Source organism: Pseudomonas sp. E102, from assembly GCF_052660185.1.
In genome coordinates this window covers 5645939-5661078 of sequence record NZ_CP084025.1, presented here as the reverse complement: position 1 = coordinate 5661078, position 15140 = coordinate 5645939, and the positions used below count along the sequence as shown (strand labels likewise).

Annotated in this window: 10 protein-coding genes; 3 read left to right on the top strand and 7 right to left on the bottom strand. The window is 63.3% G+C overall.

What is annotated here, in order from left to right; translation table 11 throughout:
• Positions 1-133 precede the first annotated feature (133 nt).
• The 7 genes from DOCECA_RS25615 to DOCECA_RS25585 all read right to left on the bottom strand — a co-directional run bounded on the left by DOCECA_RS25615 (position 134) and on the right by DOCECA_RS25585 (position 11493).
• A complete protein-coding gene (locus DOCECA_RS25615; RefSeq protein WP_445571263.1) occupies positions 134-1018 on the bottom strand; it encodes an MBL fold metallo-hydrolase in 885 nt (294 codons plus the stop codon).
• Positions 1019-1291: 273 nt separating this feature from the next.
• On the bottom strand, positions 1292-2122 hold the full coding sequence (locus DOCECA_RS25610) for a YfaP family protein (RefSeq protein WP_445571262.1): 831 nt from the start codon (positions 2120-2122) through the stop codon (positions 1292-1294).
• 3 nt (positions 2123-2125) lie between these two features.
• Positions 2126-3745 (bottom strand): DUF2300 domain-containing protein, encoded by a 1620-nt coding sequence (locus DOCECA_RS25605; protein ID WP_445571261.1) that lies wholly within the window; start codon positions 3743-3745, stop codon positions 2126-2128.
• 1 nt (position 3746) lies between these two features.
• Complete coding sequence (locus DOCECA_RS25600; RefSeq protein WP_445572191.1) at positions 3747-8315, bottom strand: alpha-2-macroglobulin family protein; 4569 nt, start codon at positions 8313-8315, stop codon at positions 3747-3749.
• Complete coding sequence (locus DOCECA_RS25595) at positions 8312-8971, bottom strand: DUF1175 domain-containing protein (protein ID WP_420767564.1); 660 nt, start codon at positions 8969-8971, stop codon at positions 8312-8314. The genes DOCECA_RS25600 and DOCECA_RS25595 overlap by 4 nt, the downstream gene beginning before the upstream one ends.
• Positions 8956-10665, bottom strand: coding sequence for a DUF2138 domain-containing protein (locus DOCECA_RS25590; RefSeq protein ID WP_434609293.1), 1710 nt, complete (start codon positions 10663-10665; stop codon positions 8956-8958). The genes DOCECA_RS25595 and DOCECA_RS25590 overlap by 16 nt, the downstream gene beginning before the upstream one ends.
• Positions 10666-10701: 36 nt before the next feature.
• Entirely contained in the window at positions 10702-11493 is a 792-nt protein-coding gene (locus tag DOCECA_RS25585; protein WP_420767584.1) for a YfaP family protein, read from the bottom strand.
• 435 nt (positions 11494-11928) lie between these two features.
• Here DOCECA_RS25585 and DOCECA_RS25580 point away from each other — a divergent pair, with 435 nt between their 5' ends.
• The 3 genes from DOCECA_RS25580 (at position 11929) to dxs (ending at position 15067) form a co-directional block, all read left to right on the top strand.
• On the top strand, positions 11929-12171 hold the full coding sequence (locus DOCECA_RS25580; RefSeq protein ID WP_003185917.1) for an exodeoxyribonuclease VII small subunit: 243 nt from the start codon (positions 11929-11931) through the stop codon (positions 12169-12171).
• Positions 12168-13055 (top strand): (2E,6E)-farnesyl diphosphate synthase, encoded by an 888-nt coding sequence (ispA, locus tag DOCECA_RS25575; protein ID WP_420767562.1) that lies wholly within the window; start codon positions 12168-12170, stop codon positions 13053-13055. The genes DOCECA_RS25580 and ispA overlap by 4 nt, the downstream gene beginning before the upstream one ends.
• 113 nt (positions 13056-13168) lie before the next feature.
• Positions 13169-15067 carry a 1-deoxy-D-xylulose-5-phosphate synthase gene (gene dxs / locus DOCECA_RS25570; protein WP_445571260.1) on the top strand — a complete coding sequence of 633 codons (1899 nt, stop codon included), beginning with the start codon at positions 13169-13171 and terminating at the stop codon, positions 15065-15067.
• Positions 15068-15140: the final 73 nt, after the last annotated feature.

The following is a 15140-nucleotide window of genomic DNA, read 5'->3' as shown; positions in this document are numbered from 1 at the left end:
TACACGATTTTTAGAATTGGCCCCTTCGGCTAAGTTGAAAGAAACATCTGGAAACGGTGACGAACGGCATCGTGAACAAAAAAAAGCCCACGAGACGTGGGCAAAGGGAAGAGTCGTTTTGACTTGGATCGGGTCAGGAAGATTGTTTGCCGGTGGCCGACGGCATTGCATTGGAATCGACACGGACCGGGTGCCGCTGGACGGCCCGCTCCCATTCCTTGGCATCGTGACTGCAGAAAATTTCCACGTGCCCATCCTGGACCCGTGCCAGCTCCCGCAGCCGTTGCTGATTGCGCATCCGCGCCGAACGATAGGTGTCCATCATGTATTGATAAAACTTCAGCCCCGGCGGACAGCGACGCTCGGCTTGATGGACTTCATCGTGAAAAAAATAGGCATCGCCGGCGTGCAGCAACCAGCCGTCGGACGTGCGCACGGCAATGCCCGCGTGCCCGGCGGTGTGGCCTTGGAGCGGCACCAGGAAAATGTCCTCTTCTTCCGCGCCGATTAATGCGCGCACCGAGTCGAATCCGAACCAGGTGTCGCCATCCGGGGCATAAAACTCCCAGTTATCGACGCCCTGCCACTGACGCGCCTGGAACCGGCGTCGACTGATCCAAGTGTCGGCGGTGCGGGCCGCCGCCATTTCGTCGCGCATGACGTGAACCCGGGCCTGGGGAAAATCCTGCAGCCCGCCGGCGTGGTCGAAATCCAGATGGGTAACAAGAATGTGCCGCACGTCGTTGGCATCGAAGCCCAGGCGCCGCACTTGCTCCAATGCAGTGAGGCGATGCTCGAACTTGATGTTGTTGAACGCGCGGAAAAAACGACTCAGACGCTCGGGCGTCTGCACATCGCGCTGGCCAAAACCGGTGTCCACCAGTATCAGACCGTTGGTGTCGGTTTCAATCAACAGGCAATGACACACCAGGCACGCCGTCAGCCCCCGGCTGTAACCGTCGAACAGCTTTCCGCCCACCGGGCACATGCAACCGCAGTTGAGGTGGTGGATATGCATGGAGGCCTCCTGCACGAATGGCGCGTCGATTTCTGGTTATTTCCGGACTCTAAGAAATCGACAGGAAGGCGACAGGCTCAATTCCGCAAAGGCGACAGGCGGTGCCCATGCCTGGCCAAACCACGGATTGGGCGGGAGCGAGCCTGCTCGCGAAAGCGCTGGGTCAGCTTGCATTGATGTTGAATGTGCCCTCGTCTTCGCGAGCAGGCTCGCTCCCACAGGTATTTTTGGTGTTTGAGCGCTCCCTCACCACAGGGATCACAGCCCACAGGTTTATGGGTAGCTGAAGCTCTTCACCAACGTCAGCTCCCCCACCGCCCGCATGGGCACCACGAAGGTTTCCATCTTCTCGCTCGGCGTGCCTTCTTCGGTGATGACGGTAACTTTCGCCGTGGTCAGGGCCTGTTGCGCCTGTTCGACTTGTTCGCCATCGCCTTCTTCATCCTCGTCACTGCGATAACCGCCGCCGTAGTAGTTCACATACACCAGGTATTGGCCTTTGATCGGCGCGGGCATGGCGAAGATTTCCGGGCCGTAGCCGGTGGTGACGTCGACGTCGAGGGCGGCGCCATTGGCGACGGCGCGGTCGCCGTACCAGATGTGGGCGCCGTCGGGCGTAACCAGGTGCAGGTCCAGGTCGGTACCATCGCTGTCCCAGGTCAGCAATACCCGCAGCTTGGCCGGGGTCGCGCCGCCGCTGGTGTTGAGGAATTGCGTGCGGTGGCGCTGCTGGCCATCGGCGCTGCGCACTTCCACGCTGTTGCTGCCGTTGGGGAACGAGAACGGCCGATCGAAGCGGCCTTCCTCATCAACCTTCAACGGCAGGCTCACACCGTTGACGATGAGTTGGCCTGGCTCATTGCTCTTCGGCGTGCCTTTGATCTGACCGCTGATACGCGCCGTGTTCGCCTGGCCCTGGGGCGTGTTGACCGACGAGGCCGGGTAGTTGACGGTCTGGCTGAAGCTTTCGCCCTCGCCGCCCGGCGCGCCGCTGCGCCAGCCGCCGACTGGGGTTTCTAGCTTGATCGGGTCGGCGGCCATGGCCGATGGCAACGCAGCGAGGCCGCAAAGCAACAGCAAGACCTGTGGATAACAGAGTGTCATGGTCTATTCCAGCAAGAGGTGACGGGCGAGCCCTTCGATATAGGTTTCGTCCTGGCCGTTGGGGTGAGCTTCAAAGGCCAGGTGCAGATATTCATGGGTCAGGTCGAGGCGGTCTTGCAGCGACAGCACGCCGCGCACGTAGATGCGCTGGCGCTCGCGGTCCACATACGGCCGGCCGAAGGCGACGCGGCACACCGCGAAGGCACTGATTTCGTTGTAGCCCACTTCGCTTTCCAAGCGTTGACGCCAGCCACGTCGCTGCTTCAGCAACCATTCCTGGGCGGCGGGCAATGCTTGGCAGGATGCCACCGGATTGTCCCAACGGCTGAGGCTCGCGCGCGGATAGGCATGCAGCAGGATCGCGTCGTAACGCTGGCCGTCGTGGGCTTGTTCGACGGCTTGGGCCCAGGATAGTTTGTCCGGGCCGGGTTGATCGGAGTGATAAGTGACGTCGGTGCCAGCCAGGACCAGGTCGCTGGTCCAAGCGGCAATGGCCCGGGTTTCAGGCGCCGCCGGACGTGGCGCGACGCGCTGGCGATGGCTGCTGTCGTCGATGCTCAGGCAATCGCCGTTGCGCTGGGCATTTTGCAGCAGGTAGGTGCGAATCGCCACGGCCAGGGCTTTGGCCGCTTCGGCGGGTTCGGCCTTGGCTTCGCGTTGCAGGACCCGGGCGACGTACTCCTCCCGGTCCAGTCGCGCCACCAGTTTGCCCGGCAGCAGGAACAGTTCGCCGTCGCTGTGGATGTCCAGCTGGTTACCGTTGGTGAACTCGACGCGGTAGTCGCCGCGCAACTGGCCCGGCGTGGCGGGTCGCTCGCCAGCCATCACCCGTTGCAACGGGTAACGGGCAAACAGGTCGACTTCCACGCAGCGTCCGGTGTCCACAGGCCAGCGGGACGGCAGCGCCGTGGCCAAGCCATCGCCGTATTTCTTCAGGACCTGCTGACTGGTGCCGCGGCCACCGGCCCACACCGGGGTGCCATCAGCCAGCCAACCGGCGAAACCGCCTTGGCGCGACGAGGGCCCCTGGTCGCCCAACCAACTCCAGGTCTTGACCCGCAGGCGAGCGCCCAACTGGCCGACCAACCGACCATCCGCCGCGCCGAGCACCACGTCGAGCAATACCCGACGGGCCTGCTCCTGGGCCGGTAGCATCGCCAGCGCCTTGAGCAGTTCCGCCACCGGCACCTGGGTTTGCGGCTGCAAGGTCGGCAGGTCCAACAACCATTTCGGCGCCTGGCGCGCCTGCCAGTAATCACGCCATCGCGGCGCGGAAATCCCGAGTCGCTGGGGTTCGAAATACAAACCACAGGACTTCACCAGCGCCTGATCGCGGCCGATGCTCTGCCCAGCGTTGCAGCAATAGACCTCTTCCTTCGATTCGCCGCGGCATTCGTAAACCGGCTCGCGAGCATCGGTGTCCACCAGCCAGGCGTAGACGAAGAGTTTCCACAAACTGCCCAACGGTGCCTGCAAGGAATTGGTCAACGGCTGGCGATCCAGCACCTGGGTCTGGCTCACCCGCAACAGTTGACCGTCGAAGGCCAGGCGCAACGGCTCCTCCTGCGCTGTCGTCAGCGCAGGAATCAGGCACAACCACCACCAGCCCCAAGCCCTGCGCATGTCAGTTGACCGTCACCTGACCCAGCGCCGGTTTCTGTTCCCGCGCCTGGTTCTGTGGCGCATAGACCTGGGTGAAACGCACCGGCGGCAAGGTGAACTGACCCTTCTGGGAGAAGCGCACCAAATGTCGCAGGCGCAACTCGCCACTGAGGGCATCGACCGGTACCGCGTAGGCCATCTGGCCCGGCTCGAAGCGCGCCTTTTCCAGGGAAGTTGGCTCGCTGTCGGCCATGCCCATCAACTGGATGCCCCACGTGGTGCGCTCCACATCGGCGCCCGGTGGCAACGGCACTTCGAGCATGCCGTAGCGCAGCGGTGTCGCGGCCTTGCTGTTGATGATCACTTCATCCAGGTAGAGGGCGTCGCTGGACAACGGCTTGTTGCCCACGGCTTCAAGCTTGAAGGTGAAAGCCTCGTCGCCCGGCACCAGGCGCGACAGGCGGCGGGTGATGGACACCGCCATCGGCGCGACGGGCGCTTGCTGACTCTGGAAGCTCAATGCCGCTTGCAACGGACGCTCCTGGGCGCCGCTGAGCGTCAGCAAGGTCGGCAACTGCGCGCCCTGCCATTGCCAATAGGTTTCACCCGTGGCGCCTTGCTGGGCTTTCCAACCTTCGCCCGGCGTCAATGCCACGGCCGGCGCGGCCTGTTCGATGCTGCGTTGCAGCCAGGTCAGGGCCAACGCGCGTTCCAAGGTGGATTGCTGCGGCAGCACGCGCTCCAGCAATGCACTGGCGCGGGCCTGATCGAAGCCCTGCAACGACAGCAGCAGTGCTTCCACGAACGGCTGCGAGCTCAGCTCCAACTGCTGTTGCGCGGCCTCGGCCTGACGGCTGAACGCTGCGGGCAACGGCACCTTCGCCTGCTTGGCGAGGGATGCGGTCAACACCCGGGCGCTGGCCAGGCCGAGGGCCGAATCCGGCGCGTACATGACCAGGCTGTCTTCACCGCTGTCCAGCACGCTCTCGGTGCTGTCTTCACTGGCTTTCGCCAGGTCGTCCATCAGCCCGCTGAGCAAGGTATTCACCGGCAGTTGCATCTGCTTGGCGAACGACAGGATCAACGCCCGCTGCAACAGCGGCGTGTCAGCGGCCTGCTTGGCATAGACCTCCAGCACCCGCTGCCAGTGTTCCGCCGGCAGGTTCAGGTCCAAAGCCTTGCTGGCGTGCCAGTCGGCGTAATAGGCATAAGCGGTGAGGAATGCATCCGGCTCGCCGTCCTGGCCCCACCAGGTGAAGCTCGCCGACGGCCCGGCCATCTGCACCAGGCGCAAGCGGCTGTTCTGCATGATCAACCGCAAGCGGTCGCGGATCTGCGGGTTCGACGCCAGGGTCGGATACGCGATGCTCAATGGCAACAGGCGGCTGGCCGTCTGCTCGACGCCGCCGTACGGGTAGCTCAGCAATTCGTCCAGGGCAGAACGGAACAGCGCTTGCGGGCTATCGTCCAGGCGCAAGCGGATATCGCTGGCGTCGGCCGGCAGGTTCAGTGGTGTGTCGCCGCCGGCCACATCGAGGCGCTGGCTCTGGGTGACTTGCCAACCGTTGCCGATGGCATTGAGGTGCATGGCCAGGGCGTCCTGGGTCTCACCGTTCAACTGCAACTGGACGCTCAAGTCGCCGCTGCTCAGTTCCAGGGCCGGCAACGCTACGTAGTTGATGCCATTTTTCAGTTCCGCCACCACGCGCTGTTCGGCGCCGGCGTAGCGGATCAGCAGCTCGGCTTTCAAAGGTTTCTCGGACTGGCTGAAAGTGAACAGGCCCAATTGCGGCTTGTCGCCCGTGCGGAAGCGGGTCGGGCCGCTCCACTTCAGGTACAGCGGTTTTTCCGACGCGATGAATTGCTTCTTCTGGCCCACCTGGCCGTCGTCCGCGATTGCCTTGGCGGTGATGCGCCAGCGGGTCAAGGAGTCAGGCATCTTGAAGGTGAAGCGGGCCTTGCCGTTGGCGTCAGTGACCAGCTCCGGTTGCCAGGCTGCGGTGTCGACATCTTCGCGACGCGGCCGCTCCAGCACCTTGACCCCGCGCTCGCTGCGGTTGGCCTTGCCCGGCGCGCCGGGGCTGCCCGGCAGTGCCACGTCGTAGCTGATGAACGACAGGCTGGCGCTGGTGCGCACGTTGTTGCGGCGCGGGTGATAGAAGAATTGGTCGATGGTTGGCGCGACTTCCGGTTGCAGCGCGTAGACCATCTCATCGACAACGCTGACGGTCAGGTGCGCCGGGATCGCCTTGCCTGCGAACTGGGTGCCCAGGTCGACGGTCACCGTGTCGCCGGGGCGATAGGTCGCTTTGTCGGTGGTGATCGCTACGTCGATCTGCGGCGCGACGACCTTGATGCCTGCGTTCTGGAAACTGTACTGGCCGCCCTTGGTGTACAGCACGGAGAAGGTCAGGTTCGGCGCGAAATGATCCTTCACGGCGATGCGTGCGCGGTACTGGGTATCGCTGAGTTTTTCCATCTTCAGCCAGTCGGCGCCCTTGGAGAGCATCGCGGTGGCCTCGACCTTGTCCCGCTCCAGTGACAACAGCGCGTCGCTGACCGGCTCCGGGAAGGTGATCAGCGCCAGGGCTTCGTCACCCGTCTTGTACTCGGCTTTATCGAGGACGATTTCGACCGTGCCCGGCACGGCCTTGATGCCTTCGCCCGTCACCGCATGGCTGGTCGCGCCGATGGCCCGGCCATGGTCGTCCTTGAGCGTGAGGTTGTAGGTGCCGGGACGGTCGAAGGTCAGGCTGAAGCCCTTGTCGTTGGCGGCGAGCTTGCCTTCGCCGGTGGTCTGGTCTTCCAGACGCACCCAGGCGTAGCTGCCCGGTGTCACGGCCTTGCTTTGTTCGCTGCCCCCTTCGTTGGCGTAGCTGAACGCGACTTTCTCGCCGGCTGCGCTGAAACGTCGAGGCGCGCTCAGGCGGAAATTCGCCGCGCCACGGTCGATGAGGATTTCCTTGGTGGTCTTGACCCGATACGCCGCGCCATCACTGGCGAACACCGTGAGCGTGTAGCGGCTCGGTTTGTCGGCGGCCGGCAAATCGAGCGTGGCGTTGCCCTTGTCATCGGTGGTCACTTCGCTGCTGGTCAGCTCGACCGGGAATTGCCCAAGGTATTGCAGCTCGTTATCCACCATCGACAACTGCTGGGCCCGCAGGCTCAGGCTGACCTTGGCGTTCGCCACTGGCTTGCCGTCCGGGTACAGCAGCACCAGATTGCCCTTGACCGGCTCACCGGTGCGGTAATCCTGCTTGGCCAGGTTCAGCGCGATCTCGAAATGCGGCTTGATGTATTCGGCCACGCGGAAGGCGCTGCTGTAGAGCTGGTCCTTGTAGCTGAAGCGCAATTCATAACCACCGGCCACGGCATTTTCCGGCAGTTGGAAACGACCTTGTGTACCGGCCTTGGAATCGAGCTTCAGGGCCAGGGTTTGCAACGCCGTGCCGGTGGCATCGAGCACGCTGACGTTGACGTCGGCGGCCGCTGGTTGCACCGAGTCGCGGGCGTTCTTGAACTCGCGACCGACGATTTTCAGTGACACCCAATCTCCTGGCCGGTACAGCGGCCGGTCAGTGAAGGCGTAGAGCTTGGTGTCGTAGATTTCGCTGTCGTAGTAAAAGTTTTCCGAGACGAATACTCCGCCCTCTTCGTCTTCACCGATGACAAACGAACGCTCCGGGCTGACGTGCTTGAGACGCACCAGGCCGTCTTCATCAGTGGCACCGCTGCTCATCACGCCCAGGCCGTCGGTCCACAGCACATTGACCTTGGGTACCGAGCGCCCTTCATGCTTGCGCGCGGCCCAGACCAGCAATTCGTCCCCGGCGATCTTGCTTACGGCCACGGTATTGGACACGAAAACCATGGTGGTCGCGCGGTATTTGCCAATCAGCGCTTCCACCAGGTACAGGCCCGGTTTCAACTGCCCCAACGGCACGTAGACGTTACCCGGCGCGACGCTGACGAACTCGCTGGACGAACCGGCCAGGTTGACGCCGGCTGGCGGCTGGATCGGCTTGGCCTGCCACAGCGGATAGCGGAACTGGCTGACCACCGGCAAACCGGGGATCAAGGCGAATTGTGCCGGCGCATCGTATGGCGTCGGCGCGATCAGGGCGTTGCCGATCTTCAGCTCCGGCACCTCTTCGGTAACCTGCTGGCGGGATTCGTAGGAGAACGCCCGCTGCATCACGCGACGGGATTTGCGGTACCAGTTGTCCCACAGGTACGCGAGGGTGTTGGACAGGCCTTCACCCTTGAACTGGCCGTCGCTGACCACCCTGTGGAGGTTCTTTTGGCGCTTGAGGAACTCCAACGGCTTTTCGATCCGATAGACCCGGATATCAGCACCGCCGTAGGGCTCCATGCGAAACCGTCGGTAATCACGCCCCGGGGCTTCGAGGCGGACCATCGCCTGCTCGTCGCTGGCGAAGCTGCTGTCGGCCAGCAGGAAAAAGCTTTCGCCGGACACCGGCGTATAGCCGCTGGGCTCCACGGTGTCTTCGGCATTCACGAGGGGCGCCAACAACAGAGCAAACAGCAGGGGCAGTTTCGAACACAAGCGCAGCATGCGGGCACCGGTCATTGGGTGAGAAAGTTGAGTCGATAGACGCCGATGAAGTTGGGGTTGGCTGCGTCGGGTATCCATCGGGTGTCCTTCCAGTTCATGAGTTGTTGCAGGCTTGCGGAGCGCATGCCGTTGTCGGTTGGGGTGGTGGTGCCGGTGTGATAGGCGATGTAGCGGCCCATCCAGATCATCAAGTGTTGATCGTCGCCCTGATCGAAGAACATCAGGTCGCCGGGGCGGGCCTGGGTGACATCCCGGCCCACCAGGCGGCTGTTGAACTGGATCAGCTTGATCGCATTGACGTAGGGCCCGATCTTGCCGCCGCCCTGTTGCCATTGCTGGGCGAGACGCCGTTGCGCATCGCTGAGGGGCAGTTCCGGCGGCAGGTAGCGATTGGACAAGCCATTGCTGCGCAGCCATTTTTCATCGTGGACCTTGAGCGCTTCGTTGGCCGCGAAACGCACCAGCCCGGCGCAGTCCTGCTGGTACCAGCGCGGGCTCGGGCCTTTGGTCAGCTGTTCCTGGGCGATGCGCACGAACCAGGCGCGAAAGACCTGGGATTGCTGTGCATCCAGCGCCGGCGCCTCGACGGCAAGCGCCGGCCCGCCGAGCAGCAAAGCCAGCAGCAACGCCCATGCGCGGTTGCGAATCAATCCCGTCACAGCGCTTTCCATTCCAGCGGCAACCACTGCCAGCGACCGTCCGGCTCGCTGCCTTCAGGCAATGTCAGGGCGTATTTGCCGTAGCCGCCGAGGGTGCGCAGTTTAGGGATCAGGTAGGTTTGCGCGGCGTTGTAGAACACCGGCTCCATGTCTTGAGGCAGGCTGTCGAGGGTTTCGCGTTGCATCAGTTGCGCCATGGAATCCGGGCCGAAGTAGACCGGCATCAGCAAGTCCTTGGGCACCACGTCGGCCATGGGCGGGAAGCGCTTGTCGAGGGTACCGAGGGCTTTGTCGACCAGCTTGTCATCAAGGGAGAACAGCAACGTCGAACCGTGGCGCGCCAGGCTCACGCGCATGAACGCCTTGCCGGTGATCGCTTCAGGCTGCTCCGCCTCTTTGGCCGCGTAAGGGCCGAAGTTGGTGCTGACCTGGCGTTGCCATTGGTGCGTCGAACCTTGTTGTTTCTCTACCACCGGGAACGCGTGTTCAGCGACATTGTTTTCATATGCCCCCACCATCGAACCAAACAGGTTGCCCAAATCGGCGTCGAGCTTGCCATCGTCTTCGTTCAGGCTCGCCACCAGCAATGGCGTGTACAGGCGAGAATCGGCGTACCAGCACAGGCCCGCCGCGCCCGCCACATGATCAACCATGGCCTGGGCGGCTTTTTCCTCGGCGCCCAGTTTCATCAGCAACGGTTTCTGCTGCTCGGCGGCCAGGGGCAACGCTACGCAGGCGCTGGCGCCCATGGGCATGGCTTGCCAGATCGGCTTGAAATCGAAGTCCGGCTGGTTTTCCAGTTCGTCCATGGCCAAAAAGCTGTGCCAGCCCTTGTCGTCCATGTCGAAGCGCAAGCCGGCGAAGTTCGGGATGAAACGCTGGTAGCCCATGGCAAGCACACTGGCGTTGACCGAGATGCGCTGCTTGACCTCGGGTGCCTTGGCCGCCAGGCCGAATGCTTCGGGGAAGAGTTTTTCCCCCGCCAGCAGGGCTTCTAAGGCCTGGGTCGAAACCATGCCGGCTTCATCGGTAGGGCCATGGCCTTGGTCGTACAGCTTGCTCGGGTTGGAGAGCACGACGAGTTTGTCGCCGTGGGAGGCGAAAACCAGGGATTTGCTGGCGTTATAGCTCAGTTGATAGAGTGCGACCTCATCGCCGCTCACCTTCAGGTCGCCGAGCTTGCTCAACTGGGTGTCATCCAGGGCGACTTTCGCCAGCGGTTCCAGGACCTTGGCCAACCCGCCGCGATCCATCACCAGCAGGAAATCCTTGAGACGACCGTCCGCCCCGCGCCACAAGGCCACGTCCGCCGGCTGGTCGAAAAGCTGCTCGATCAGGCTGTCCTGCAGCTTGAGGTCATGCTCGTAGATGATCCGGCGCAGGCTGCCGATCAGGCCGAGACGGTCGGCGTGGGCTTCGTAATAGAAGACAAAATCTTCGGTGAGCGTGGCCTTGAGAAACGGCACCGTTAACAGGTCCTTGGGCAACTGGCTCAGGGAATGCGCCTCGATCAAGCCGTCGGGACGACTCACGCCGAGTTTTTCCAACGCCAGCGCCATGGGCGGGGCCTTGGGCTTGGTCATGAACCAGCCCAACCCGGCGGCAGCGCCGGCCACCAGGCACAGCCCGATCAGAATCGCCGGCCAACGGCGCCCAGGTTTGGCGACAGGTGTCGGCGTGGTCGGGGAAGCAGTGTTGTCGCTCATATTCACAAGGGCCTATTCATCCGTGGAGCGGAGTACTTAGTAGTTGAACGTCTTGACCAGCAGCAGATCGCCAATGGCGCGCAGGGGCACGACAAAGGTTTCGCGTTTTTCATCGACGGTGTTTTCGTTGAGCACCAGGTTGATCTGCGAGGTGATTACCTCGTTCTGGTTGCTGGCTTCGTCGAAGTTGTAGCCGCCGCTGCCGTAGTTGCCCCAATAGTTCACGTACACCAGGTAAGTGCCGTGCATGGGTGCGGTCATGGTGAACATCTCGGGGCCGGGGCCGTCGACGCCGTCCGGGTCGAGGCCGCCGCCGTTGGTCAGGGCCGGCCGGCCGAAAAAAGCATGTTGGCCGTCGGGTGTGACGATATGCAGGTCGAGTTCGGCTTTCGGATCGTCCCAGCCCAGCACCACGCGGATTTGCGCCGGAGTGCGCAAGTTGTTGGCTTCATAGAATTGCACGCGCTTGAGGGACTGGCCTTCGGAGCTGCGCACCTCGACGCTGTTGGAGCCGGCGCCAAACGCGTACGGCCGGGCGAAACGCCCCTCGTCATCGGTGTAGAGATTCAGCGGGTTGCCGTTGACCGACAAACTATGGGGCTGGCGCGCCGTGCCCATGTCCTTGATCCGGCCTTCGATCATCGTGCGGTTGCGCTGCACGCCCCGATCGATCGGTGGCGTGGGGTAGGCGACTTGCGGGTTTTGCGTGCGATCGAGCAAGCCGTGGTAACGCCAGCCGCCGACCGGCTCCGACATTTCAGCCGAAGGCCCGGCCCACGCCAGCGGCGCGCCGAGCAGCACGATCAACAATGAAAGAAAACGCACTATGCCTCCTGCCATGCACGACGCAACCCGGCGCCCTTCCTCGGCGCTGCTTGTCATTGTTCGGGTTTCGTCTGAAGGCCCCGTCGCAAGAGGGCCGTAGATGGCGCGAAGAGTAGCCATTTGACGGATTTTTCACAATCGGGGGACGCGCGATTCTGTGTGGGAAATCACGTATCGAAGCTGATGTGAGCCGAATACGGAACCCGACGTCACTTCTGACGAAGTCCCGTGGCGAGGGAGCTTGCTCCCGCTGGGCTGCGCAGCAGCCCCAAACCCGCCGTGTTGATCCAGTTTGCGACCGCTGCGCGCGCGAGCGGGAGCAAGCTCCCTCGCCACAAAAGCACTGGATCATAGCCTGCGTTACCCCGCCCTGATTTGCCCGAGCACCCCATGTCTGCTAGTGTCGCGCCGGTTTAACAGTCAACCGGAATAGCCGCCATGGCCCGCAAAAAAGCTGCATTGGATTTCGAACAATCTCTGGCCGACCTGCAGACGCTGGTCGAACGCCTGGAGAACGGCGAACTGTCGCTGGAAGACTCGCTGACTGCTTTCGAGCAAGGTATCGGCTTGACTCGCGACTGCCAGGCAGCGCTGGCCCAGGCCGAGCAGAAGGTACAATTGCTGCTCGAACGCGACGGCGAGCTGACCGAAGAACCTTTCGACGCGGAACAGCCTGAATGATCGGCGCCTATCAGGCCAGCAGCCAGGCCCGGGTCAATGCTGCACTGGAGACCCTGTTCAGCGCCCCGAGCCCGGAACTGGCGCGCCTGTACGAAGCCATGCGCTACAGCGTGATGAACGGCGGCAAGCGTGTGCGCCCGCTGCTGGCCTATGCCGCGTGCGAAGCCCTTGGCGGCGTGGCCGAGCAGGCCAACGGCGCGGCCTGCGCGGTCGAGCTGATCCATGCCTATTCCCTGGTGCATGACGACCTGCCCGCCATGGACGACGACGACCTGCGTCGCGGCCAGCCGACAACCCACAAGAAATTCGACGAAGCCTGCGCAATCCTTGCGGGCGACGGTTTGCAGAGCCTGGCTTTCAGCGCCCTGCTGGACCCGACCCTGAGCGAATGCCCGGCGCAGGTTCGCCTGGACATGGTCAGCGCCCTGGCGTTGGCGGCGGGCCCGGCCGGCATGGTGGGCGGCCAGGCCATCGACTTGGGTTCGGTGGGCCTGAAGCTGGATCAGAGCGCGCTGGAATACATGCACCGGCACAAGACCGGCGCTCTGATCGAGGCCAGCGTCCGGCTCGGCGCCCTGGCCAGCGGCCGGGCCACGCCGGAACAACTGCAAGCCTTGCAGACCTACGCCCGGGCCATCGGCCTGGCGTTCCAGGTTCAGGACGATATCCTCGACGTCGAAAGCGATACCCAGACCCTGGGCAAGCGCCAGGGTGCCGACATTGCGCGCGACAAGCCGACCTATCCGGCCTTGCTCGGCCTCGATGCAGCCAAGGCCTACGCCCTGGAACTGCGCGACCAGGCCCTGGCCGCGCTGCGACCCTTTGACGCGGCGGCCGAACCGTTGCGCGATCTGGCGCGTTATATCGTCGAACGACGCAGCTGATCCACGGTCAACCCATTTAAGTGCGTATCGGCCAAGTTCCGGCCGACGCGTGGGCAGCTTGCGATGCATAAGGTAAACTGCCGCCTCTTTCTATACCTATAACGATTCGCCTGATGCCCACGACGTTTCAAGAGATCCCCCGCACACGCCCGACCACGCCCCTGCTGGACCGCGCCAACACGCCGGACGGCCTGCGTCGACTGGGTGAAGCCGAGCTGGAGACCCTGGCCGATGAGTTGCGCCTGGAACTGCTCTACACGGTCGGCCAGACCGGTGGGCACTTTGGCGCGGGCCTGGGTGTCATCGAGCTGACCATCGCGTTGCACTACGTCTTCGACACCCCGGACGACCGGTTGGTGTGGGACGTCGGGCACCAGGCGTATCCGCACAAGATCCTCACCGGTCGTCGCGACCGCATGGGCACGTTGCGCCAGAAGGACGGTGTCGCCGCCTTTCCGCGCCGCTCCGAGAGCGAATACGACACCTTTGGCGTCGGTCACTCCAGCACCTCCATCAGCGCCGCCCTGGGCATGGCGATTGCCGCCCGCCTGCAAAACAGCGAGCGCAAGGCGATTGCCGTGATCGGCGACGGTGCACTGACCGCAGGCATGGCCTTCGAGGCGCTGAACCATGCGCCGGAGGTCAACGCCAACATGCTGGTGATACTGAACGACAATGACATGTCGATCTCGCGCAACGTTGGCGGATTGTCCAATTACCTGGCGAAGATCCTCTCGAGCCGCACCTACGCCAGCATGCGCGAAGGTAGCAAGAAGGTCCTGTCGCGCCTGCCGGGCGCCTGGGAAATCGCCCGGCGCACCGAAGAATATGCCAAGGGCATGCTGGTGCCCGGCACGCTGTTCGAGGAGCTGGGCTGGAACTACATCGGCCCCATCGACGGCCATGACCTGCCCACGCTGATCGCCACCCTGCGCAATATGCGCGATCTAAAGGGCCCGCAGTTCCTGCACGTGGTCACCAAGAAAGGCAAAGGCTTCGCCCCGGCGGAAGTCGACCCGATCGGTTACCACGCCATCACCAAGCTTGAACCCCTGGATGCCCCGGCCGCCGCGCCGAAAAAGACCGGTGGGCCGAAGTATTCCGGCGTGTTCGGCCAATGGCTGTGCGACATGGCCGCCGCCGACCCGCGCCTGGTGGGCATTACCCCGGCGATGAAGGAAGGCTCCGACCTGGTGGCGTTCAGCGAACGCTACCCGCAGCGTTATTTCGACGTAGCGATTGCCGAACAACATGCCGTGACCCTTGCGGCCGGCATGGCCTGCGAAGGCGCCAAGCCGGTGGTGGCAATCTATTCGACTTTCCTTCAGCGCGGCTATGACCAACTCGTCCACGACGTGGCTGTGCAGAACCTCGATGTGCTGTTCGCCATCGACCGCGCCGGCCTGGTGGGCGAAGACGGCCCGACCCACGCCGGCAGCTTCGACTTGTCCTACCTGCGCTGCATCCCCGGCATGCTGGTGATGACGCCGAGCGATGAAAACGAACTGCGCAAGATGCTCACCACCGGCCACCTGTTCAATGGCCCGGCGGCAGTGCGCTACCCTCGCGGCACCGGCCCGAACGCGACGATCGAGGCTGACCTTGAGCCCATCGAGATCGGCAAGGGCGTGATCCGCCGTCGAGGCAAGCAAGCGGCCCTGTTGGTGTTTGGCGTGCAGTTGGCCGAAGCCTTGAAAGTCGCCGAAAAGCTTGATGCCACCGTGGTGGACATGCGCTTTGTCAAACCCCTCGACGAAGACCTGGTGCGCGAGATGGCCGACAGCCACGAACTGCTGGTGACCATCGAGGAAAACGCCATCATGGGTGGTGCCGGCGCCGCGGTCAGCGAATTCCTGGCGCGGGAAAACATCCTCAAGTCGGTACTGCACCTTGGGCTGCCGGATCTCTACGTCGAACACGCCAAGCCTGCGCAAATGCTGGCCGAATGCGGGCTGGACGAGGCGGGGATCGAAGCGGCGGTGCGACTGCGGTTGCAGCTGTTGGGCCTGTAACTCTTCAGACCACACGGCCCCCCTGTGGGAGCGAGCCTGCTCGCGATAGCGGTAGACCAGTCGATGCTGTGCT

Coding starts and splice junctions, on each gene's coding strand:
- DOCECA_RS25605 (WP_445571261.1), bottom strand. CDS start 3,745: ATGCGCAGGGCTTGGGGCTGGTGGTGGTTGTGCCTGATTCCTGCGCTG.
- DOCECA_RS25615 (WP_445571263.1), bottom strand. CDS start 1,018: ATGCATATCCACCACCTCAACTGCGGTTGCATGTGCCCGGTGGGCGGA.
- DOCECA_RS25610 (WP_445571262.1), bottom strand. CDS start 2,122: ATGACACTCTGTTATCCACAGGTCTTGCTGTTGCTTTGCGGCCTCGCT.
- DOCECA_RS25580 (WP_003185917.1), top strand. CDS start 11,929: ATGGCCCGCAAAAAAGCTGCATTGGATTTCGAACAATCTCTGGCCGAC.
- ispA (WP_420767562.1), top strand. CDS start 12,168: ATGATCGGCGCCTATCAGGCCAGCAGCCAGGCCCGGGTCAATGCTGCA.
- dxs (WP_445571260.1), top strand. CDS start 13,169: ATGCCCACGACGTTTCAAGAGATCCCCCGCACACGCCCGACCACGCCC.
- DOCECA_RS25595 (WP_420767564.1), bottom strand. CDS start 8,971: ATGGAAAGCGCTGTGACGGGATTGATTCGCAACCGCGCATGGGCGTTG.
- DOCECA_RS25600 (WP_445572191.1), bottom strand. CDS start 8,315: ATGACCGGTGCCCGCATGCTGCGCTTGTGTTCGAAACTGCCCCTGCTG.
- DOCECA_RS25590 (WP_434609293.1), bottom strand. CDS start 10,665: ATGAGCGACAACACTGCTTCCCCGACCACGCCGACACCTGTCGCCAAA.